This window comes from Dactylosporangium sp. CA-233914, from assembly GCF_050942935.1.
In the GTDB taxonomy this organism is placed as follows: Bacteria; Actinomycetota; Actinomycetes; order Mycobacteriales; family Micromonosporaceae; genus Dactylosporangium.
Genome location: NZ_CP192030.1, coordinates 914,059 through 936,557, shown reverse-complemented (window position 1 = coordinate 936,557; position 22,499 = coordinate 914,059). Strand labels below are relative to the sequence as shown.

Here is a 22,499-nt window from a genome sequence, read left to right as displayed (position 1 = left end):
CTGCACCCATGTCCGAGATTTTGACTCCCGGCGAGGTCAAGCTGCGCGACGGCCGGTCCGTCGGCTTCGCCAACCTCGACGTCGCCGCGACCGCGCCGTGCCTGCGGGTCGTCGCGGACGCCGTCGCCGATCTGCTGCCCTACTACGGCAGCGTCCACCGCGGGGCTGGCGCGCTGTCGGAGCGCTGCACGCGCGAGTACGAGCAGGCCCGCGAGACCGTCGCCGACATCCTCGGGCACGGGCCCGACGACACGGTGATCTTCACGCGCAACACCACGGACGCGTTCAACCTGCTCGCGCGGGCAGTGCCCGAGGGCACCACGGTCGTCGCGTTCGATGCCGAGCATCATGCCAACCTGCTGCCCTGGCGCGACGCGGTCCGGGTGCCCGCGCCACGCTCGCCGCAGGAGGCGATCGAGGCGCTTGCGCGGGTGCTGCACGGCCTGAAGGGCCGCAACGTCCTGGTCAGCGTCACCGCGGCGAGCAACGTGACCGGGGAGGTTTGGCCGGTGGCCGAGCTGGCCGAGGTCGCGCACCGGCACGGCGCCCGGATCGCCGTCGACGCCGCGCAGCTCGCCCCGCACGCCCCGGGGAGCCTGGCCGGCCTGGGCGCGGACTACATCGCGTTCTCGGGGCACAAGCTCTACGCGCCGTTCGGGGCCGGTGTCCTCGCCGGGCGCGCGGACTGGCTGGACGCCGCCGAGCCGTACCTGGCCGGCGGCGGCGCGAGCGCCCACGTCGCCGACGACGGCACCGCCCGCTGGGCGACCGGCCCGGCCCGCCACGAGGCCGGCACCCCGAACCTGCTCGGCGCGGTCGCGATCGCCACGGCCCTGCGCGCGCTGCGGGACCGCGACCTCGCCACGACCGAACAGGCCCTCCTGCGACGCCTGCGGGCCGGCCTCGCCGCGCTCCCGCACGTCGAGGAGCTGCGCCTGTTCCCGGCCGACGCCGAGCGGGTCGGCATCGTGTCGTTCACGGTCCCGGGCCGCGACCCGGGCGAGCTGGCCGTGACGCTGGGCCGGGACCACGGCATCGGCGTCCGCACCGGCCTGTTCTGCGCCCACCCCCTCACCCGCCGCCTCCTGGCGGAGGCCACCGGGCGCCTCGAATCGGGCATATCCGAAAAATCCGAAAAGTCGCGGCGCGGAGCGCCCGACTTTTCGCAAAGCGCTCAGGCGGTGCGGGCCAGCTTCGGCATCGGTACCACCGAAGAGCACATCGATCGGCTACTCGCCGCCCTGCAGTAGGTCGCCCCGGCTCGCCACGCGGTCCAGGACGACCGAGGGGGTCAGGCCGGCGGCGGTCAGCTCGCCGGCCTCGACCTCGGACCAGGACAGGGGCGCGCTGACCGTCGGGGCGGGGCCGGCCCGCAGGGAATACGGCGCGATCGTCGTCTTGAACGCGTTGTTCTGGCTCCAGTCGATGAAGACCTTGCCGGGCCGCAGCTGCTTGGCCATCTTCGCCACGACGAGCTTCGGGTGGGCCTTGGCCAGCTCCTCGGCCACGGCCTTCGCGTAGCCGCTCACCTCGTCGGCGGACTCGTCGCCGGGCAGCGGTACGACCAGCTGCATGCCCTTCTTGCCGGACGTCTTCGCGGCGGGCCGCAGGCCGTCGGCGGCCAGGCGCTCGCGCAGGATCAGGGCCACCTCGTAGCACTCCGGCAAGCCGGCGGGCGGGCCGGGATCGAGGTCGACGACGAGCTGGTCCGGGTCGAGCGCGCGGCCCTCGGCGTCGACGCGCCACTGCGGAGTGTGCAGCTCCAGCGCCGCCAGGTTGGCCAGCCACACCACGGTGGCGAGTTCCTCGACCACGATGAAGTCGATCTTCTCGCGATTCCGCGAAGAGCCAGGGACCGGGAGTCGTACGGTGCGGACCCACTCGGGCGTCCCGGCCGGCGCGTTCTTCTCGAAGAAGCCGAGCTCGTCGACGCCGTTGGGGTAACGGGTGCGGGTGAGGGGCCGGCCCGCGAGGTACGGCAGCAGGAGCGGGGCGATGCGCGTGTAGTAGTCGAGGACCTCGCCCTTGGTGAAGCCGGCGCGCGGATACAGCACCTTGTCGAGGTTCGAGATCTCCAGCTGGCGGCCGGCCACCTCGACCCGCAGGCGGTCAGGCATCGCGCACCTCTTCGGGGGCGAGGTCCGGGCGGATGCGCAGGAACCGCGGGAAGCGCAGGCGGCCGTCGCGCGTGCGGTGCCCGAACTTCACCTCCACGACCAGGTGCGGGTGGACCCAGAGGGCGCCGCGGGCATCCTCACGGGGTACTGATGCGCCGAAGGGATTTTGGCTTGTCGACAGGGGCCCGAGGGCCGAGAGCAGCGAACGCTCGGCCGCGCCGGAGATGCCGCCGCCGACCCGCCCTCGGTAGGCCAGGCCGCCCGCGACCGGGACGCCGACCAGAAGCGCCCCGAGCGCGCGCTTGCCCGGCCGCCACCCGCCGACGACGAACTCGCAGCTCTCCTCGAGCTTCACCTTGATCCAGTCGGGGGTGCGGATCCCCGAGTGGTACAGCGAGTCGGCTCGCTTCGCCACCACGCCCTCGAGCCGGTTCTCGCGGCTGGCCGCCACGGTCGCCGCGCCGTCGTCGAACGACGGGGGCACCATGGCGCGGGGGCCGAGCGGAAGGCTTTCGAGGCGTTGGCGGCGGATACGGTACGGCGAGGCGATGGTCTCCTCCCCCTCCGCGCGCAGGGTGTCGAAGACGAGGTACGTCACCGGGACGGACGCGGCGAGCCGGGCCGCGCGATGCGGCTCGCGCACGTGCATGCGCTCCGCGAGCACCTGGAACGACGGCTGCCCGGCCTCGTCCATCGCGACGACTTCACCGTCGAGCACGGAGTCGCGCAGGCCGCGCCCGATGCCCGCGAGCTCCGGGTACGCGGCCGTGACCTCGGCCCCGCTGCGGGCGAAAAGCCTGGTCGCACCGTCCTTGACGACCGCGATCGCGCGGATGCCGTCCCACTTGAACTCGTACATCCAGCCGGGCCCGGTGGGCAGCACGCCGGGCGAGGCGAGCATCGGAGCCGGCGGGCTGGCCATGCCCCACACGATAGTTCGCCTGCGAGTTCCTCGCGGTGCGCTCGAAACGATGCGATTCTGATGGTTGAAGGCCGACACCTGCGGAAAGGGATTCGCATGCGCGCGATCTGGAAGGGCGCGGTCTCCTTCGGGCTGGTCTCGATCGCCGTGCGGCTGTACTCGGCGACCGAGGAGAAGGACATCCGATTCCACCAGGTGCACCGGGACGACGGCGGGCGGATCAAGTACAAGCGCGTCTGCTCCGTCGACGGCGAAGAGGTCGCGTACGACGACATCGCCAAGGGCTACGACCTCGGCGGCGGCGAGATGGTGATCCTCACCGACGACGACTTCTCCGACCTGCCGCTGACCACGAGCCGGGCGATCGAGGTGCTGGAGTTCGTCCCGACCGAGCAGGTCGACCCGATCCTGTACAACAAGGCGTACTACCTGGAGCCGGAGCAGACCGCCGCCAAGCCCTACGCCCTGCTGCGCGACGCCCTGACCAACACCGAGCGCGTCGCGATCGTGAAGGTCGCCCTCCGCCAGCGTGAGCAGCTGGCCACCCTGCGCGTCCGCGAGGACGTCCTGGTCCTCAACACGATGCTGTGGCCGGACGAGATCCGCGCCGCCAAGTTCGACATCCTCGACGAGGACGTGACGGCCCGCCCGGCCGAGCTGGCGATGGCCGGCTCGCTGATCGAGTCGATGGCCGCCGACTTCGATCCGTCGTCCTACACGGACAACTACCGCGAGGCCCTGCAGGAGGTCATCGACGCCAAGGTCGCCGGCCGCGAGGTCGTCCAGCCCGAGGAGGCCGAGGAGGCCCCGGCGGCCGCGGTCGACCTGATGGCCGCGCTGCGCGCCTCGGTCGAACGGGCCCGCGCGGCTCGCGGCGAGGAGCCGGCCGCCTCCCCGGCCGGCGAGGAAGAGGAGGAAGCCGCAGAGCCGACGCCGATCAAGAAGGCCCCGGCGAAGAAGGCGACAGCGGCGAAGGCCGCGAAGAAGGCGGCGCCGGCCAAGAAGGCCCCGGCGAAGAAGACGGCTGCGAAGAAATCCGCGTGAAGTAGACCGTCGCCGACGCCCGGTCGAGCAGCAGACCGTCGCCGACGTCCTCCCAGTGCGGCGACGGCGGGGCGAACGGGCGCAGGTCGGCCGGGACATCCGGGGTGGGCGCGGCGGAACCCTCGGGCGCGGCGGCCGCGCGGTCGGGGGTGATGGCCGCGAAGCCGTTCATCTCGTAGTCCATCGGGCCGATCTGCGGGCAACTGCGGGCCCGCGCCTCGTGCTCCTGCCAGTGAACGGACTGGATCGGCTGCAGCTGCGGGTACATGTGCTCGATGCGGACCTTCTCCGTGAACACCGCGGTCTTCGGCGGGCGGGTCGGGTCCTCGCAGCCGGCGAGCCCCGGCACCCAGTCGCGCAGTGCCAGGGCCACGCCACAGGCCGCGATCACGCACGCGGACAGGGCCGCGGTGATGATCAGGGCGAGCTTCGCCGGGCGGGTCACCCGTTGATCTGTACCACCTCCAGGGTCCCGCCCGCATAGTCGGCACGGACCCGCTTCTTGTCGAACTTGCCCACGCTCGTCTTCGGCACCGCCTCGATGAACGACCAGCGCTCGGGCAGCTGCCAGCGGGCGACCTTGCCGGCGAGGAACTCGCGCAGGATCTCGGCGTCGGCGGTGGCACCCTCCCGGAGCACGACCGTGGCCAGCGGGCGCTCGCCCCACTTGTCGTCCGGCACGCCGACCACGCAGGCCTCGAGCACGGCCGGGTGGGCCATCAGCGCGTTCTCCAGGTCGACCGAGCTGATCCACTCGCCGCCGGACTTGATGACGTCCTTGGCGCGGTCGGTGAGGGTGAGGTATCCGTTGGGCGTCAGCGTGCCCACGTCCCCCGTGCGCAGCCAGCCGTCCTCGAACTTGTCCGGGTCCGGGCCGTCCTCGCCGATGTACTGCGCGGTGATCCACGGCCCCCGCACCTGCAGCTCGCCGACCGCCTTGCCGTCGCTGGGCATGACCTCGCCGCCGGGGCCGACGATCCGGCCCTCGACGCCGGCCGGGATGCGGCCCTGCGTGTAGCGGTACGCCCACGCCTGCTCGCCGGAAAGCCCGTACGGCTCCCGGGCCACCGAGCCGAGCGGGGACATCTCGGTCATGCCCCAGGCGTGGATGACCTGGATGCCGTACCGGTCCGCGAACGCGTGCATCAGCGCCGGCGGGCACGCCGAGCCGCCGATGACGACCTCCTTGAGCGACGACGTGTCGGTCGGGTTCGCATCGAGGTACGCCAGCAGGTCCGTGAAGATCGTCGGCACCGCGCCCGCGAACGTCGGCCGCTCCACCTCGATGATCCTGGCCAGCGGTGCGGCCTGCAGGAACCGGTCGGGCATGACCAGGTGGGCACCGCTCATCAGCGCGGCGTACGGCAGGCCCCAGGCCATGGCGTGGAACATCGGCACGATGCACAGGTCGCGCACCTGCGGCCCGAGGCCGAAACTCTCCGCCATGCACACCTCCATGGAGTGGAGGTAGATGGAGCGGTGGGAGTAGGCGACGCCCTTGGGATTCCCGGTGGTACCGCTGGTGTAGCACAGCGCGGCCGCGTCGTCCTCGTCCACCACCGGCCACTCGTACGTGTCCGGCCGGCCCCGCAGCAGTTCGTCCCAGGCGTGGACCTGCACACCCTCCTTCGAAAGCGCCGCCGGATCCCCGCCACCGACCACGATGACGTGCCGCACCGTACTCAGGTGCGGCAGCACGCCGGCCAGCAGCGGGATCAGCGTCGTATCGACGATCACGACCCGGTCCTCGGCGTGGTTGGCGATGTAGATCAGCTGCTCGGGGAACAGGCGCAGGTTGAGGGTGTGCAGCACGGCGCCCATACTCGGCACCGCGAGGTACGCGACCAGGTGCTCGGCGTTGTTCCACATCAACGTGCCGACCCGCTCGTCGCCGGTGACGCCGAGCTCGCGCAGGGCATGAGCGAGCCGCGCGGACTGCCGGCCAACCTCGGCGTAGGTCGTGCGACGGGCGCCCTCACCGGTCCAGGTGGCAACCTCAGAGTCACCGTGGACGGTGCTACCGTGCTGCAGAATTCGGGAGATCAGGAGGGGCGTCTTCATCATCGTGCTGCGCATGACCTGCACGCTAATGTGCTCTGTGCCACATTGAAACCCCGAGCTTAACCGGCCGGTAACCACATCTACGCAGACCACCCTCGTCCGCATTTGTCGCTTATTGCGGTGATTTATCGGTCCTTGCCGCGACAAGTCGGGGCGATGCCGGGTGGCCGGTTCGGCGACCAGGGCTCGACCCCCGCCCGGTGACGACACCATGGTCACATCGGCGGCGACCGCGCTCCCCCTCCGGCCCGCGCTGGGCTGTGGCGGGCGCAGGAAACGCCACGGCGCGCGGCCCCGGAAGGACCGCGCGCCGCGCTGTTGACCCTGCGAGCGTGCCCTAGAAGGCCGCGATCTTCGCCTCCATGTCGGCCGCCGCGGCCTCCTCGGCGTCCGCCGGGGTGGTCGCCTCCACCGGCGTGGCGCCCTGCAGCGCCTTGTTCGGCAGGGCGAACGTGATCAGCGTGCCGAGCAGCGCCACGACCGCCGCCGCCAGGAACACCGGGTGCAGGGCGTTGACGAAGATGTGCTCGACCATCTCCAACTGTGCCGCGGGCAGGGCGCGGACCTGTGCCGGGGCGTTGATCGACACGCTGGTGCCGGCGTCGCGCATCTGGGTGGCCAGCTGGTTGTTCATGACCGCGCCGAGGGCCGCCACGCCGACCGAGCCGCCGAGCGAGCGGAAGAAGGTCGCCGCGGAGGTGCCGGCGCCCATGTCGCGCAGGTCGAGGGCGTTCTGCACCGCCAGGATCAGCGGCTGCATCGCCAGGCCCAGGCCGACGCCGATGACGGTCATGTAGATGAACGCCTGCCACAGCGGGGTGTTCACCTCGAGGCTGGTGAACAGGAGCAGGCCGGTGCCCATGACGACGGTGCCCGCGACCGGGAACCACTTGTACCGGCCCACGCGCGAGATGATCCGCCCGGCGACGATCGACGTCGCGATGACGCCGGCCATCATCGGCAGCATGAGCAGGCCCGAGCGCGTCGGGGTGGCGCCCTTGACGATCTGCAGGTACAGCGGAACATAGATGATCGAGCCGAACATCGCGAAGCCCAGCACGAAGGTGCCCACGTTGGCCAGCGAGAACGTGGCCCGCTTGAACAGCCGCAGCGGCAGGACCGGCTCCTCGGCGCGCCCCTCGACGAAGATGAACAGCGCGGTCAGCACCGCGAAGGCGGCGAAGAGGCCGAGGATCACGGCGGAGTCCCAGGCGTACTCGTTGCCGCCCCACGACAGCGCCAGCAGCAGGGCGCTGCAGCCGGCCACCATCAGCGTCGCGCCGATGTAGTCGATGCGGTGCTCGCGGCGGGTGTGCGGGACGAGCCGCAGGACGCGGGCGCACACGAAGAGGGCGAAGATGGCCAGCGGCACGTTGATGTAGAAGATCCAGCGCCAGTCGTTCTCGGCGAAGTAGCCGCCGACGAGCGGCCCGGCGACGGAGGAGATGCCGAAGACGGCACCGAAGAGGCCCTGGTAGCGGGCCCGCTCGCGGGGCGCGACGACGTCGGAGACGATCGTGAACGCGAGCGTCATGAGGCCGCCGGCGCCGATGCCCTGCAGGGCGCGGGTCGCGATCAGTTCGGTCATGTTCTGCGACAGCCCGGCCAGCAGCGAGCCCGCGAGGAAGGTCGCGATCGCGAACAGCAGCACCGGGCGGCGGCCGTACAGATCGCTGATCTTGCCGTAGAGCGGCGTCGAGGCGGTGGAGGCCAGCAGATACGCCGTGACGACCCACGAGTAGTGGTCGAGGCCACCGAGGTCGCCGACGATCGTCGGCAGCGCGGTGCCCACGATCGTCTGGTCGAGCGCGGCGAGCAGCATCCCGGTCATGAGGCCGCCCATCAGCAGCAGGATCTGCCGGTGGGCGAGGGTCGGCCGGGTCTGTTGCTCCGGCGGCGCGACGGTGGTCATCGAGCGTCCCTTTCCGAGGTTGTGCCAGTCTGCGGGAGTCGTTCGGCGATCGAGGCGTTGAGCCGGGTGAAGAGCTCGGCGAAGAGCCGCCGCTCGTCCGGCGCCCACCCGGCGAGGAGTTCCTGCCAGATGACGAGCCAGCGCTCCCGGTTCTCGGCGAACACCTCGCGCCCGAGGTCGGTGACCTCGACCAGGCTCGCCCGCTTGTCGGACGGGTCCGGCAGCCGGGCCACGAGCCCGGCGCTCTCCAGCGCGGTCACCTGCCGGCTGACCGTGGAGAGATCGAGGCTGACCTCGACGGCGAGCGCCGAGAGCCGGAACGGTCCGTCGACCGCGATCCGATTCAGCAGTACGTACGCGGGGCGCTCGAGGCCACGGCCGGCCTCGGTCCACTTGAGCGTGGCGAAGAGCCGCTCGGACAGCCGGATGAACCGGCCGACCTGCCGCCCGATGGCGGCGTGCTCGCTATCCTCCGCGGTCTGATGCACGCGCGTGGCTCCCCCGTTGGTCGATACTTGCTTGTCACAAGCATCGGCACCAGGGGCGCGCGGCGACAACTCAATTGCGCGTGATACGCATTACTCCCCGTCGAACTGGGGAAACTAGTCCTCGCGGCCGAATTCGTAGCGATCGGACGGATAGGCCTTGTCGCCGACGACGAGCACGGGCACGCCTTCCTGCATGCTGTGCTCCTTCTTCTCCTGCGGCGTGGGCATGCGGGCGGTCACGACCTCGCCCGGGTGCAGCCAGATCCGCTCGCGGGGCTGGATCGAGCGGACGCGGCTGCGATATCCGCGCTTGCTCTCGACAAGTCCCTCGCTGCGCAGGTGGGCCATGGCATCACGGATCGTGTCGCGTCCGACGTCGTGCTCCTCGGCCAGGTACTTCTCCGAGGGCAGCAGGCTTCCCGGCGGCAGTTCACCGCTGATGATCTGCTGCCGAATCGCGTCCGCGACCTGCCGATACAGGGACAGACCGGAACTCCGGGAGATCATGCTCGCGACCCTACGAAGCTCAATCGACGCACTTTCGCCTGGCCTTAGGGCCAGATGGCCATCTGGTGTATAGTCTCCGGTGAGCGCGGGGCCGGGCTGGGCGGTCAGGTCCCGCGTTCACCCCCGATCCGGGGTGCGGCGGCCGTCCCAACTGCTGCGAGCCGCGCGTCCGCCGCACCCCCTCGCTCTTTGGAGGAAGCCATGACGGTGGAAGAGGAAGAGCTCAGCCCGATCGTGACGCTGGACCTGCGCGCGCTGAACGCGGTCATCACCGAGGACGAGGGCGACCTGATCATGCTCGTCGACGACGGTGACGTGCAGATCGAGTTCAGCTCGGGCATGAACGGCAAGTGGGACCACGCCATCGTCGGCAGCCAGCGCCTGGCCTCGGTGGCGCTCGAGTTCGCCGCCCACCTCCGCCGCCTCAGAACGGCCTGAGCACTCCTCCACCCGCTTCGACCGCCGTCCCAGGAGCTCTCCGGGACGGTCTTTGCGTTTCGGAGGTACATCTCCAACGTAGACCGGGCCGGCCGGGGCAGAAAAACGCCGCCCGGGCAGCTCCCTGCGGAACTGCACGGGCGGCGAAGGGGTTCTCAGGCCGCCGAACGGCGCCGCGACAGGACCACGAACATGCGGCCGGCGACCACCAGCAGCAGGCCGGCGCCCACAACCAGCGCGGCCCGGGAGCCCGTGACCGGCAGGCTGTCGCCGCCGCCGTTGCCGCCGCTCACGCCGCCGTAACCACCGTTGTCGTCGCCACCGGCGCCGTAGCCGCCGCCGGACTTCGGGGCGGCCGCGGCGGCCTCCAGGGCGCACACGCCCAGGTCCAGGATCGTGGCCTGGTCGGTCCGGTCGCCGTACCCGCCCGACTTCCACTTCGTGCGGACGATCAGCTTCACGCGGACCGAGTACGCCTTGGCGTACAGGCCGGTCGCGCTCGACTGCTGCTCCAGCGACCCCAGTTCCACCCGCAGGACGACCGCGCGGGCCGGGTGGGCCGGGTGGCCCTCGGTGTCACGGACGGTCGACTCGCCGCCGCCGACCAGCGGCAGGCCCGGCAGCAGGCCCGCGAGCAGCGACTCCGGAATCGCGGTCGCGCCCTGCAGGGTGCCCGACAGGGCGCTCGTCGCGCCGCCGAGCAGGTCCAGCAGGGGCAGAGCGCCGACGACCGGCAGGTTCTCGGTGCGGCCCAGGTCCTCGGCCACCGCGCGGGAGTTGCCGTCGACCGGGAGGACCACGTCGACGTGGGAGCCGGCCGAGGAGACCTTCAGCGCGTCGCGGCCCGGCACGCGGACCTCCAGAACCGGGGCCTGGTAGTCGACGGTCTTCTTGGCACCGGCGGAGACCGTCAGGCTCGCCGGGCTGATGACGCGGACGCCGATCGCCGACGGCCCGCCGGCCAGCAGCGTGAAGTCCGCGATGCCGCCGGTCGCGGTCGCCTTCGCGGCGGCCTTCCCGCCCTGCGTGCCGACACCCGTGGACGTGGCGCTCTGGATCGCGCCGAAGCGCAGCAGCGCCCGGCCGCCCCGCGCCGGCAGGACCGACAGGCCGCCGAGGCGGGCCTCGGCGGTGACGCGCGGGCCGGCCGACTCGGTGCACTTGGCGGCGTCCTGCCAGGTCGCGTGGGCGCGCAGGCCGCCGGTGCCCGCGGTGAGCACGCCGAGGTTGACGCCGGCGACCGGCACGGTCGCGGGCTGCTCGTGCGGGGGCGGGGCCTGCTGGTAGGCACTCGGGCCGATGAGGCCGGGCGGGAGGACGCCGCTGCTCTGGATGTACCGCGCATCCGCCGCCGCCCGGGCCGGCCCGCCGGCGAAACCGGAGTGTGCGGTCGCGGCGCGCAGCTCCGGTAGCGGCGGCAGGTTCAGCCCGATACCGCGCAGGTCCAGCCCGCCGACCGCGAGCGTGTTCGCGGCGGCCGTGGCGCCGAACCCGTTCGGGCAGCCGGAGCTTTCCGCCGTGCCCGCCGTGGCAGGAGCCGCCAACGCGACCGGGCTCACTGCTCCGAGCACCCCCGCGGCGGCGAGGGCGACAAGGTAGCGGGCTGATTTTGGGCGCGCGGAAGCTACAGGTGCCGTCATGACGTGAGGTCCTCCGAGACCGGGGAGTACGGGCGTCCGGTTCCGGGTTCGATCAGGACGAAGCCGCATCGAGCCGGGACCGGGCGCGTGGCCCGCCGTAGGGCGTGCCACTGCTGCCCCCAACGAGGCCTTCCCGGACGGAGTTACGGCGATTTTTACCGGCTCATCCGCACTAGTAACGACGAAAGCGACGAGATAGGTACGGGGTTGCTCAAAAGTGTCGAGTCGGACTTTTACCCACTTTTACCGTCATCTCATCGCAGCCGTAGGCGCCCGCCGTGACCCGCGTTACTGTGATCGCCATGGGCATGCTGTGCGCGGTGAGCTTCAATCGCTACGGACGGCTGTTCTACTTCGACCCGGGCGAGCTGCGGCCCCAGGTGGGTGACCGCGTGCTGGTCCCCACCGACGACGGCCCCGAGGTGGCCGAGTGCGTGTGGGCGGCCCAATGGGTCTCCGAGGAGACCGAGGGCTTCCCGCGCCTGGTGGGCGTCGCCGCCGACGACGACCTGCGCCGCGACGAGCTGCTGCGCAAGCGCAAGGCCGAGGCCAAGGTCGCGGCGAAGCGGCTGATCCGCGACCACGAGCTGCCGATGAAGGTCGTGGCAGTAGACCACGTCCTGGACCCCCAGGGCGGGCAGGGCGCGCGGACGACGATCTACTTCACCGCACCCCACCGGGTGGACTTCCGCTCGCTGGTGCGCGACCTCGGCGCCACACTGCACTGCCGGGTGGAGCTGCGCCAGCTCTCCGCGCGCGACTCGGCGCGAGTCCAGGGCGGCATCGGCTCGTGCGGGCGCGACCTGTGCTGCGCCACGTTCCTCAACGACTTCGAGCCGGTCACCATTCGCATGGCCAAGGACCAGGACCTGCCGCTCAACCCGCTGCGCATCTCGGGCGCGTGCGGGCGGCTCATGTGCTGTTTGAAGTACGAACATCCTTTGTACAGCTCATTCCAGGCCACGGCGCCGCCCGTCGGCGCGCGTGTGTCGACACCCGACGGCGACGGGCGCGTGGTCGGCCACAGCGTCCCCCGTGACGCGGTCATCGTCCGCATGGACGCCGACGGCTCGCGGTGCTCGTGCAGCCGGGCCTCGGTCTGCGGCTCCCGCCAGGCCTACGAGGAGCGCCACGGCTGACCCGAGGCGGGGCGTGCCCCACGCGAGCGCGCCGCTCACGAAGCCCGTCCGCCCGTGACGAAGGTGCTGGTGGCTGACCCAGTGGGAGCTCGACATCCATGGAGCGGCCGGCGAGCCAACGCCGCCGTCGCCGATCTACCTCAAGCTGCAGGCACCGAGGCGATCGTGCGCTGGCTCAGCCGCACGGGGACCCGCTCAGCGTGAACGCCGCCGGATTCGGGTTGCTGCCCGACCAGGTGCCCTGCAGCCCGAAGGTGAGCGGCGAGTTGGGCGCGAGCACCGGACGGTTGCCGTCCGACCCGACGACCACGGCCGAGCCGGACTGGGACACGACGGCGTTCCAATAGCCGGTGACTTTCTGCCCGGCCGAGTACTCGAAGCGCAGCGACCAGCCCTGCACCGGCGTCGACCCGGTGTTCGTGATCGTCACGTCGGCGACGAAGCCCGGGGTCCACTCGCTGCGCTTGACGTAGGTGACCTTGCAGGTGCGCTGCTCGGCCACGGTCGTGGCGACGGTCGCCGGTGGGTTGGCGGGGGCGCTGCTGGCGCCTGTCGGGCGGGCGGACGGGCTGCGCGACGGCGTGGGGCTCGCGGTGCTGGTCGCGACCGAACGCCCGGGCGACGCCCCGGCCGTCGGCGCCGGGGTGGTGGGGGCGTGGGTCGCGGCGGGGTCGAAGGGCAGCCCGGTGTCCCGCGCGGCGAGCGGCGTGTTCTGGGAGTCCGGCGCGATCAGCAGGACGACGACGGCCAGCGGTACGACCGCGGCGGCCAGCGCGGCGCCGAGCCGGACGCGCCAGGTGGGGCCCGCCGCACCCGCGGCCACGGCGGCGGGGACGGTCGCGGTGATCCGGGTGCCGGCGCCGGGCCGGGACCAGATGTCGAGACGGCCGCCGCACGCGCGCGCCTGCTCCTGCATCCCGGCCAGTCCGTGACGGTCCTCGCGCCGCAGGTCGGCGAGGTTGTCGGGCACCACGAAGCCCGCGCCGTCGTCGCGAACCTCCAGGGTGATGCCGTCGCCGTCGCGCCCGAGCGTCACGGCCACCGTCTCGGCCCGGGCGTGCGCGGCGACGTTGCCCAACGCCTCGCGCAGGATCCAGCCCAGCTCGATGCCGGCCCGGGGCGCGGCGGTGTCGCCCGCCTCGTCCAGGCCCGCGCTGTGCAGGATGACCCCGATGCCGGTGGCGGCCGACCACTCCTGGCTGATCGCGGCGACGAGGTCCGGCAGCGCCGCGCCGGCCGAGCCGGTGCCCAGGTCCTCGATGCTGCCGCCGGGCCGCGTGGCGGCGCGGATCCGCCGGCCGCGGGCGAACCAGCGGCGCCAGCCGTACATCGCCGCGGCCGGCAGCACCCCGGCGAGCCCGACCGCGGCCCGCGCCAGCAGGTCGTCGGCGAAGAACAGCAGCGGCACCGCGAGCAGGGCGCCGGGCCAGCCCAGCAGCGCGCCGCCGGCCGCGGCGGCGGCGATCAGCAGGATCGCGGCGGGCAGCGGCACGAGCGCCGACGCGGCGGCGGCCGCCACGACGGCCACGGCGAGGGACGCGCCGAGGCGAAGACGGAGGTGGTCACCCATGGCCCGTCGAGTATCACACCTCCGGGCCCCAGATCTCCGACTCGTATCGCGACAGATCGCCTACCGGCAGCCAGCGCTGCAGCTCAGCGGCGGGCAGCGGGCGGGCGTAGTGGAAACCCTGCGCCTTGTGACAGCCGAGCAGTGTGAGCTCGCGGGCCTGGGCCTCGCTCTCCACGCCCTCCGCCACCGTGTCCAGGTTGAGGATCTGGCCGAGGCGCAGCACCGCCTGGGCGACTGCCCCGCCCCGGGACGTGCCGTCGAGCTCGGCGACGAAGCCGCGGTCGAGCTTGAGCACGTCGACCGGGAGCCGGGCGAGGTAGCGCAGGGAGGAGTACCCGGTGCCGAAGTCGTCCAGCGCGATCCGTATCCCGGCGTTGCTGAGCACCGCCAGCTGCGCGACCGAGGCCGGCTCGCCGATCACCGCCCCCTCGGTCACCTCCAGCACCAGGTTGCCGGGGAAGAACCCGGTCCGCTCGAGGATCGCCAGCACCTGCGCCGCGAACCCGTTCTCGTCGAGTTGCCGCGGCGAGACGTTGACGTTGAGCTGCAGGGCCGGCAGCCGCCGCTGCCAGCGCGCCGCCTGGGCCGAGGCCTCGTGCAGCACCCAGCGCCCCAGCTCGGCGATGACCCCGACCCGCTCCGCCAGCGGCACGAACGCGTCCGGATCCAGCAGGCCGCGCTCGGGGTGCGCCCAGCGCACCAGTGCCTCGACGCCGGCGAGGTCGCCGTCGGGGAGGTTCACGATCGGCTGGTACAGCACGCGCAACTGCCCGTCCGCCACCGCCCCGCGCAGCTCGTCGGCGAGCGGCGTGCCGGCGGGCTCCGGCCCGTAACAGGCCCACGGGTTGCCGTCGGGGCGCTCCCGGGCCTGCCGCAGCGCGAGCGCGGCTCGGTGGAGCAGGTCGTCGGGGCCGTACTCGCCCGGCGCGGCGACCGCGATGCCGATCCGTGCGGGGGCCGCAGAGGCGATCCGCCGGGCCACGGCCTCGGCGTTGTCGACGCTGCGGATGTCCTGCAGCACCGCGGCCAGGTCGTCACCGATCCGCCCGACCGGGTCGCCGGTGAACAGGCTGCGGCGCATGACCTCGCCGATCTCGGCCCAGTGCGCGGCGACGTCCTCGTCCGCGCCGCCGGTCCGGTCCGCGGCCGCGTCCAGCCCGACCAGGAGAACGGCCGTGCTACGGCCGGCACGCGCGCCGCGGGTCAGCGCCTCGGCGAGCGCCTCACGCATTCGGAAAAATCCGACTTGTCGCCCGGAAGTGACAGTCCACGTCGGCGATATCGGCCGCCACGGCGCGAAGCTGACGAAATCCGCCGTTCTTCCGCGCCGATGCTGACGAACCCGGCGGCCGCCGCCGTGGCCAGCGGATCTTCTCGCCCCAGGGCCTGCTGGCCGCCGCCCAGCAGCGCGATGTCGGAAGAAGAGCGGGTCGTCGGCGCTGAGGCGACCGTGCGCGGCAAGGTGTACCAACGAGGATGGCTCAGCGCGCGGCGGCCGCCCGGCTCGCGGTCACGGCCACGGGCAGCCGGGTCGGGCTGACCATCACCCACGGGTTGCGGAACTCGGCGGGCTCGGTGGCGTCGATGGTGATGTCGTCGTAGCGGTCCAGCAGGATGTCCATGGCGATCCGCGCCTCCAGCCGGGCCAGCGGGGCGCCGAGGCAGAAGTGCAGCCCGTGACCGAAGCCGAGATGAGGGTTGGGGGCCCGGCGCGGGTCGAACCGGGCGGGGTCGGCGAAGACCCGCTCGTCGCGGTTGGCGGCCGCGAGCCAGGTGATGACCACCGCTCCGGCCGGGACGGCGGTCTCGCCCACCATGGCGCCGGTGTTCGTCCGGCGGGCCAGCCGCGGGAACGGCGTGTACAGCCGCACGACCTCCTCAATCGCGCCGGGCAGCAGCGACCGGTCGGCCCGCACCTCGGCGGCGTCGTCCGGGTGCGCGTCGAGGCACTGCACCGTGTTGCCCAGGGTCGCCGTCGTCGTGATGTGCCCGGCGAGCAGCAGGAGCCCGGCGAATCCGACGATCTCCTCGTCCGACAGGCGATCGCCGTCGGCCTCGGCGAGCACGAGCCGGCCGATCAGGTCCTCGCCCGGCCCGGTCCGGCGGGCGCGGATGTGCTCCAGCAGGTACGCGTTCATCTCCCGGAACGCCGGCGCGACCGCGTCCACCGCCTCCCGGCTGGTCAACGGCGGCAGGGACTCGTCGGGTCCGGCCTCGGAGCGCTCGAAGAGGCGATCGGCCCAGGTGCGAAACAGCGGTCGGTCCGCCGCGGGGATGCCGAGCAGCTCGGCGATCACGATCACGGGCAGCGGATAGGCGAGGTCCTCGATGAGGTCGATGCGTCGCTCGCCGGCCCGCGCGTCCAGCAGCCCGGTCGTCACCTCGGCGATGCGCGGCGCCAGGCCGGCCACCGTCCTCGGGGTGAACGCCTGGCTGACCAGGCGGCGCAGGGTGTCGTGCCGGGGCGGGTCCATGCGCACGAAGTTGCCGCGCTGGAACAGCTCCAGGTCCTCCTGCCGGGGAAGCAGGTCGCCCAGGTCGGAGGAGAACGTCGCGGTGTCGGCGAGCACCGCGACGATTTCGGGGTGCCCGAGGACGGTGCAGCACCGCCGCTCGTCGTCGTAGTACGCCGGACCGCGCCGGCGCGCCTGCTCCAGCCAGGCGTGCAGGTCGGACAGGGTGAGGGTCGGCATGGCGCATCACACTCCCGCGTGCGTCAGGGTCACGGGCCGCTCGCCGTCCGCACGGCCCTACCCGGCGGGCCCCGCACCAAACCGGCGAAGGCCGCCCCGGGCGGCGCCCGGGACGGCCTTCGCTTGGGTGATCAGCCGCGCAGACCGGCCATGCCGGCGGCGCTGATCTTGGAGAACCGCAGGGACTGGCCCGGGTCGGCGTTGCCGCCGGGGGCGTTGTCCTGCTCGTAGTTCGAGTTGTGGTACCCCTTGGCACCGATGTTGCCGTAGAACCGCTTGTAGTTGATGTCGCTGCGGGGGTCGCCGAACGGCACCATCGAGTAGCCGTCGCCCACGCCGTCGGGCTGGCCGGTGGCGTCGCCGTCCTTGGCGTGGAACAGCGCGTAACGCTGGGTCTGCTTGGCGACCTGGGCGGTCGGGTCGAAGATGTCCTCGACGCGCTTGCCCTCCCAGTCGTAGCGCCAGCGGTGCTGGTGCTGCGCCACGTGCGCCCAGTAGACGTCCATCTCGATGACGACGAGGCCGGGGTCGGTGACGTCGAGGTAGTGCTGCATGAGCCGCTTGCCGGACTCGCCGCGGACCTGGGTCGGCGCGATCGGCGCACCGGTGATGCGGTCCTGGGTGACGGTGACCATCGGGCCGTCCTGCAGGAAGTTGTAGGCCGGGGAGTGGTTGTGGGTGTACATGTGGATGCCCCACTGCCCGACGCTGATTTCGTTCAGCGCCTGCCACTTCTCACCCGCGATCGTCCACGGCTCGATGTTGCGGTTGTTCGCGCTCGTCGGGTCACTGCCGGTGCCCATGAACGGCATGCCCAGGATCGCCGCGAACTCCAGCTCGGTCTGCAGCCGGTCGTAGTCCCCGGTGGTCATCTTGCCACCGGCGCTGTTCGGGCCGTTCCAGGTGCTCGGGACGAACCCGTGGTTGCCGATCGCCTCCAGGCCGTACGCGTCGAGGAAGCCGCGCAGGGTCCGGGCGTAGGCGAGGTAGGCCGCGCGCGACTCCGCGGTGGTCGTCCCGCCCGGCGCCGGGTTGGGCGCGGCCCCGCCCGGGTTGGAGGCGTGCTGGCCGTAGCCGGCGAACTCGACCTGCTTGAAGCCGGCCTTGGCCAGGAACTCGAACAGCTCCTGCCAGCCGCCCGGCAGCGGCACCAGCGGGCCGAGGTCGGTAGGGTCATGCGGGAAGTTGGGCCCGCCCAGGTAGCCCATCGTCGGGGCCACGCCGAGCGCGCGGCTCGCGGCGATACCGAGACGGGTCGGCACGTCGCGCTGGGTGAAGGTGATCGTGCCGAGCTTGCCGCCGGGGATGAGCCGCCCGTTGGCGGCGCTCGCTAACGACGGCGAGAACACGGACGCGGGGCCGAGCGGGCTGAAGACGGCCGCTGCGGTGAGGCCCGCGCCGGCCAGGAACTTGCGCCGGCTGACGTTGCCGATGGACATCGTTGCTCCTTCGCTGTTGTGCGGGGTGTGCGGCCCGGGGCGGGGCGCGCCTTGTATCCCAGGGGTGACGCGGCCCCGCCCCGGCGGGTGGTGCTAGGGCACTCGCACGCCCTGGCCGCCGAACTCCACCCAGTTGAGGTTGAAGAAGTTGTTCGTCGGACCGCCCGCGACGGGACGGAACACCAGGTAGATCCGGTGCGCGCCGCCCGGGTCGGTGATCGGGAAGGTCTGGCTGGCGTACGTGGTCGCGTTCGCCGTGGCCGCGATCGTGACCGTGGTCAGGACCGGACCGTCCACGGAGTCGAGGCGGACCTCGACGGCCCCGGTTCCGGCCGCGCCGCTGCCGCCGGAGGTCCGCAACGTCAGCGTGTCGATGTTCGTGAGGTTGATCGTTCCGTTGAGGGCGATCCAGTCACCGCTGCCGATGCCGTTGCGCTGCAGCCCGCCGCCGGTGTCCGCGGTCGCCGCGGTGCTCGTGCCGGACTGGTCGATCGCCCACTCGACCTCCTGCTTCTTCTGCCGGATGGTCGCCTGGTTCACGGTGGTCAGCGCCGGGACGCCGCCGGGACCACCGAGGTCGGTGTACGAGGCGCTGATCACGCCGAACACGTTGCCGCCGTGCGAGGAGTCCTCGTCGAGGGTGGGCAGCGTCCCGGAGCAGCCGGTCGCGGTGGACTCCGCGTGCCCGTGGCTGTCGTGCCCGAGCACGAACGTCACCTGGACGCGGGAGCAGTCGATCTGGCCGTCCTGCGGGTCGGTGACCGTCACGTTGAACGGAATCGTGTCGCCGAAGGCGAACAGGCCGCCCTCGATCGGCACGGTGACCTTGACCGTCGGTGAGGTGTTGCCGACGGTGATGGTCGTGTTGGCCGAGGCCGTCTTGCCGCTGGAGTCCGTCACGGTCAGCCGCGCCGTGTAGACCCCGTTGGCGGTGTAGGTGAAGGTCGGGTTCGGGTCGACCGAGTCGATCGTGCCGTTGCCGTCGAAGTCCCACGCGAACTTGATGGAGTCGGCCGGGTCCGGGTCGTTGGAGCCCTCGCTGGAGAAGTTCACGGTGAGCGGCCCGACGCCGTCGGTCGGCGTGGCGGTGAGCTTCGCGATGGGTGCTCGCGTGCCCTTGACGTAGCTGAACTTCACCAGCGCCGCGTCGGGGTTCGCCGTGAAGAACCCGTCGCCGTAGGTCAGCAGGTAGAAGCTGCCGTCCTTGCCCCACTTCATGTCCATGGGGTTGTCGCACAGGAACGGACGGGCCGCCGTCGCCGGGCCGTCGCCGCAGCTGAGCAGATCGTTGATCTTGAAGACCTTCCCGTCCGAGTCCAGCCGGACCTCCCGCAGGTAGTCGCGGGTGAACTCGCCGAAGAAGATCGAGTTGTCGTAGTACTCCGGGAACTTCGTCGGGTTGGGGTTGTTCTTGTCGTACTCGTACTTGGCCGCGCCGTGCGGGCCGACGCCGCCGGTGCCGAGCTCCGGGAACAGCTGCGGGCACTTCCCGGGCGGGCTCTGCATGTAGTACGCCGCGCAGGGGGTGCCGAGCGGGTTGGCCGCGTTGTTGTCCTGGAAGGAGTACCAGATGTCCGGCTGCGCGATCGGCGGCCCATAGGTCAGACCGGTGTTCCACCGCGAGGTGTTCTCGGGGCCGCGGTTCGGGTTGTTGCACTCGAACGCCTGCGGCGGGTTGTCCAGCGGCGTCGAGGTGTTGAAGTTCCACCGGTAGTACGGCAGGTCCGGCGAGTAGCACAGCGGCCAGCCGTAGTTGGACGGCTTCCGCACGATCTCCACCCGGCCGGTCCCCGCCGGGCCGCGGTTCACCTGCGGCGTGGAGGAGTCCGGCGAGTAGTCGGTGACGTAGGCGACGCCGTCGCTGTCCACCGTGATGCGGAACGGGTTGCGGAAGCCCATGGCGTAGATCTCGGGCCGGGTCTTGCCGCCGCCCTCCTCCTTGCCGGTGAAGAGGTTGCCCGCCGGAACGGTGTACGACCCGTCGTCCTGGACGTGGATGCGCAGGATCTTGCCGCGCAGGTCGTTGGTGTTCTGGGCCGAGCGCCGGGCGTCGACGTACGGCGCGTTGTAGAGCCCGGCCGCGGTCATCTGGTCGTTGAACGGCGCGAACCCGCCCGAGTTGCCGCCACCGGCCGGCGTGTCGTCGCCGGTCACCATCCACAGGTTGTTGTCCTTGTCGAAGGTGATGTCACCCGCGACATGGCAGCAGGCACCGCGCTCGACCGGGACCTTCAGGATCTTCTGCTCGCTCGTCAGGTCGAGGTGCGGCTCGGCCCCGTCCACGAACTTGAACCGGGACAGCTGGAAGTACCCCTTCCAGGGGTCCCAGACGCTCGGGTCGGCACCGGTGGTCGGCGAGTTCGCGGTCGGCGTCGTCGCCGGGAACGGCGCGTCCTGGGTCGCCGGCGCGTAGTACAGGTAGACCCAGTGGTTGTTGGCGAAGTCGTTGTCGACGGCCGGCCCGTACAGGCCGTCCTCGCTCGCCGTGTAGACCGGGATCTTGGCCAGCACGTGGCTGGTGTTCTTGGCCGGGTCGTGCAGCCGGAGGGTGCCGAGGCGGTCGGTCTGGACGACCCGGCCGTCGGGCAGCACGTCGAAGCCGATCGGCTCACCGACGTTCGGCGGCGCGGCGACGGTCTCCATCTGGTAGTTGGCCAGCACCGTGGCGCCGCAGTCGCCGTCGGTCATGCCGGCGGCCCACTGGATCGCACCGGCGAGGTGCGCGCGCAGGTCCGTCGTGCCGAAGCTGGCCGGGGTGTCGCCGAGCCCGGTGTAGAAGGAGCGGCCGCCCCGGTAGTCCTTGCACCAGGTGATCGGGTGGTCGGCGCCCATGGTGCCGCCGGTGTACGTGTTCTCGTCGACGGTCGCCAGCACGTGCGAGAAGCCGCGCACGTTGGACGTGAAGTTGTACCACTGGTCGGTGCGCTTCCAGTACTCCGGAAGCTCCTTCGACGCCGGGTGCACGCGGTCGGCCACCTTGACCGTGGCCTGCGTGACCTTCGACGAGCCGGACGCCCGGGTGCCCAGCAGGTCGGTCAGGAACGACCAGGTCGGCTGCGTCTCGATCGCCGAGTGGACACCGACGAAGCCGCCACCGTCGCGGTAGTAGTCCTCGAACGCGGCCTGCTGGGTCGCGTCGAGCACGTCGCCGGAGGTGTTGAGGAAGACGACGACGCGGAACTGCTTGAGGTGCGGCTGGTCGAACTTGCGCGCGTCGTCGGTCTGCTCGACCGTGAACCGGAACTGGTTGCCCAGCTGGCGGATCGCCTCGACGCCCGCCGTGGTCGCCGGGTGCTGCCCGTTGGCTGCCTTCGTGAACACCAGGACCTTGTACTGATTGCCGTTGCCGTTGTTGCCGGCCGGTGGGGGCGCGGCGGCCGCTGGGGTGGACGCGGCCGCGGGACCGACCAGCGCAGAGCCAACGAGCGCGAGCAGGCCGGCGAACGCGGATACGCGACGGCCGGGAGCTCTGAACATGGAACCTCCTCCGCGGGGTGTTGCCGGACGAGCGAACCGCCGAAGACCCGATGCGCAGTCGCTGGCAGACGACGTCCGGCCGGGGAAAGGGATGGTGTGGATGCGGCGCGCCCGGAGGGAAGGCGTGCGGCGAGTGAGTTGCCGTGGTGGTGTTGGTGATCTTGGTGGTGCGGCGATGACGTCGCGATGAGGTGTGCCTGGGTGCCCGCCGGGATCCCGCGCGGGGCGGGGCGGGCGGCTCGCTCGATCAACGCATAGCCGTCACCGTATACGTCGGTCCGAGCAAAAGAAAGGCTTGAAAATTCGAAAGTAACGTCTATTTTGACGCATCTTCTGCTGGAACCAGCAAAAGTCCCGCCAGTGGCCCGGCGACGGGATCACCGTCAAAAGAGCGCAAGAACCGCCCGCGGCGTTACTCGCCGGGGCGGTGGGTGAGATTTCGATGCGTGACGGTGCCGACGCGTCAGGTCGACGAGCCCGGCCGGGGCGGGCATCCGCTGTGGCGCCTCTGGTGCGGCCGGGGAGATCCCGACCCCGGCCACACCGTCGACCGCTCCGTTTCCGCCGCTTCCGGCCGCGGGCGCCTTCCCGGCCGGACCCTCTGTGCGGCGTCACCGGAGAGCTGTGCGCTCCGGAGTTGCCCGCGCGCCGGCCGGCGGGGCGGCGGCGCGCATTGCCGGCACGGGCGGTCCGGTAACGGCTGCGACCGCCGCGGACGCGGCTGGGTCGGCGCTCGTCACGGCGCCCTACCTCCGGCTCGTTCACACGACGGAACGTTGCCGTGCGTGTTGGACACTAGGACCTTCCGCCCATCGTGTCCAGACTTCCAAATTCTAGAAGCTATCTTTTTGCGAATCTGACAAAAGTTGGCCGCACCTGACATACTGTGGCCCGGGCCCGGCACGTTCGACCTCGAGCTGCGATCCCCCGCTCGTCGGCCGGCGCCATCCCTCATGGTGGCGGCGGCGAACGGGGCGATGCCAGGCAGATCGAGCGGACGTCCCGACGCCGATCCGGGCTCGGGGCGGCTCCGCCCAGCAACTGTGAGCGAG

The 22,499-nt window shown here is 71.7% G+C and carries 17 protein-coding genes; 4 read left to right on the top strand and 13 right to left on the bottom strand.

Translation table 11 applies throughout. The features are described from left to right. Positions 1-8 precede the first annotated feature (8 nt). Positions 9-1,250 carry an aminotransferase class V-fold PLP-dependent enzyme gene (locus ACQPY0_RS04250; RefSeq protein WP_432984958.1) on the top strand — a complete coding sequence of 414 codons (1,242 nt, stop codon included), beginning with the start codon at positions 9-11 and terminating at the stop codon, positions 1,248-1,250. On the opposite strand, the gene ligD (ACQPY0_RS04245) is transcribed toward ACQPY0_RS04250, so the two are convergent. Next, positions 1,230-2,117: a non-homologous end-joining DNA ligase gene (gene ligD, locus ACQPY0_RS04245; RefSeq protein WP_432984955.1), complete on the bottom strand. Its 888-nt coding sequence runs from the start codon at positions 2,115-2,117 to the stop codon at positions 1,230-1,232. The genes ACQPY0_RS04250 and ligD (ACQPY0_RS04245) overlap by 21 nt on opposite strands. Beyond that, on the bottom strand, positions 2,110-3,039 hold the full coding sequence (gene ligD, locus ACQPY0_RS04240) for a non-homologous end-joining DNA ligase (RefSeq protein WP_432984952.1): 930 nt from the start codon (positions 3,037-3,039) through the stop codon (positions 2,110-2,112). The genes ligD (ACQPY0_RS04245) and ligD (ACQPY0_RS04240) overlap by 8 nt, the downstream gene beginning before the upstream one ends. 96 nt (positions 3,040-3,135) lie before the next feature. On the opposite strand from ligD (ACQPY0_RS04240), the gene ACQPY0_RS04235 reads away from it, so the two are divergent. After that, positions 3,136-4,083 (top strand): Ku protein, encoded by a 948-nt coding sequence (locus tag ACQPY0_RS04235; protein ID WP_432984949.1) that lies wholly within the window; start codon positions 3,136-3,138, stop codon positions 4,081-4,083. Here ACQPY0_RS04235 and ACQPY0_RS04230 read toward each other — a convergent pair. The 5 genes from ACQPY0_RS04230 to ACQPY0_RS04210 all read right to left on the bottom strand — a co-directional run bounded on the left by ACQPY0_RS04230 (position 3,977) and on the right by ACQPY0_RS04210 (position 9,051). Beyond that, positions 3,977-4,528 (bottom strand): hypothetical protein, encoded by a 552-nt coding sequence (locus ACQPY0_RS04230; RefSeq protein WP_432984946.1) that lies wholly within the window; start codon positions 4,526-4,528, stop codon positions 3,977-3,979. The genes ACQPY0_RS04235 and ACQPY0_RS04230 overlap by 107 nt on opposite strands. Then, positions 4,525-6,144, bottom strand: coding sequence for a long-chain fatty acid--CoA ligase (locus ACQPY0_RS04225; protein ID WP_432994987.1), 1,620 nt, complete (start codon positions 6,142-6,144; stop codon positions 4,525-4,527). The genes ACQPY0_RS04230 and ACQPY0_RS04225 overlap by 4 nt, the downstream gene beginning before the upstream one ends. Before the next feature lie 337 nt (positions 6,145-6,481). Next, positions 6,482-8,056: an MDR family MFS transporter gene (locus ACQPY0_RS04220; protein WP_432984943.1), complete on the bottom strand. Its 1,575-nt coding sequence runs from the start codon at positions 8,054-8,056 to the stop codon at positions 6,482-6,484. After that, positions 8,053-8,544 (bottom strand): MarR family winged helix-turn-helix transcriptional regulator, encoded by a 492-nt coding sequence (locus tag ACQPY0_RS04215; RefSeq protein WP_432984940.1) that lies wholly within the window; start codon positions 8,542-8,544, stop codon positions 8,053-8,055. The genes ACQPY0_RS04220 and ACQPY0_RS04215 overlap by 4 nt, the downstream gene beginning before the upstream one ends. Before the next feature lie 114 nt (positions 8,545-8,658). After that, complete coding sequence (locus tag ACQPY0_RS04210; protein ID WP_432984937.1) at positions 8,659-9,051, bottom strand: winged helix-turn-helix domain-containing protein; 393 nt, start codon at positions 9,049-9,051, stop codon at positions 8,659-8,661. Between the two features lie 201 nt (positions 9,052-9,252). On the opposite strand from ACQPY0_RS04210, the gene ACQPY0_RS04205 reads away from it, so the two are divergent. Further along, complete coding sequence (locus ACQPY0_RS04205) at positions 9,253-9,489, top strand: hypothetical protein (RefSeq protein WP_432984934.1); 237 nt, start codon at positions 9,253-9,255, stop codon at positions 9,487-9,489. A gap of 155 nt (positions 9,490-9,644) precedes the next feature. Here ACQPY0_RS04205 and ACQPY0_RS04200 read toward each other — a convergent pair whose 3' ends face one another. Next, positions 9,645-11,129, bottom strand: a complete 1,485-nt coding sequence (locus ACQPY0_RS04200) for a hypothetical protein (protein WP_432984931.1) — start codon at positions 11,127-11,129, stop codon at positions 9,645-9,647. A gap of 302 nt (positions 11,130-11,431) precedes the next feature. Here ACQPY0_RS04200 and ACQPY0_RS04195 point away from each other — a divergent pair, with 302 nt between their 5' ends. Then, positions 11,432-12,268 carry a PSP1 domain-containing protein gene (locus ACQPY0_RS04195; RefSeq protein WP_432994985.1) on the top strand — a complete coding sequence of 279 codons (837 nt, stop codon included), beginning with the start codon at positions 11,432-11,434 and terminating at the stop codon, positions 12,266-12,268. Between the two features lie 175 nt (positions 12,269-12,443). On the opposite strand, the gene ACQPY0_RS04190 is transcribed toward ACQPY0_RS04195, so the two are convergent. From ACQPY0_RS04190 to ACQPY0_RS04170, 5 genes are all read right to left on the bottom strand, one after another. After that, a complete protein-coding gene (locus tag ACQPY0_RS04190) occupies positions 12,444-13,838 on the bottom strand; it encodes a cellulose binding domain-containing protein (RefSeq protein ID WP_432984928.1) in 1,395 nt (464 codons plus the stop codon). 13 nt (positions 13,839-13,851) lie between these two features. Further along, positions 13,852-15,069: a putative bifunctional diguanylate cyclase/phosphodiesterase gene (locus ACQPY0_RS04185; protein ID WP_432984925.1), complete on the bottom strand. Its 1,218-nt coding sequence runs from the start codon at positions 15,067-15,069 to the stop codon at positions 13,852-13,854. 250 nt (positions 15,070-15,319) lie between these two features. Further along, a complete protein-coding gene (locus ACQPY0_RS04180) occupies positions 15,320-16,531 on the bottom strand; it encodes a cytochrome P450 (RefSeq protein WP_432984922.1) in 1,212 nt (403 codons plus the stop codon). Positions 16,532-16,662: 131 nt separating this feature from the next. Next, positions 16,663-17,970: a hypothetical protein gene (locus ACQPY0_RS04175; protein WP_432984919.1), complete on the bottom strand. Its 1,308-nt coding sequence runs from the start codon at positions 17,968-17,970 to the stop codon at positions 16,663-16,665. A 93-nt stretch (positions 17,971-18,063) separates the two neighbouring features. Then, on the bottom strand, positions 18,064-21,447 hold the full coding sequence (locus ACQPY0_RS04170; protein ID WP_432984916.1) for a ThuA domain-containing protein: 3,384 nt from the start codon (positions 21,445-21,447) through the stop codon (positions 18,064-18,066). Between the last annotated feature and the right edge of the window lie 1,052 nt (positions 21,448-22,499).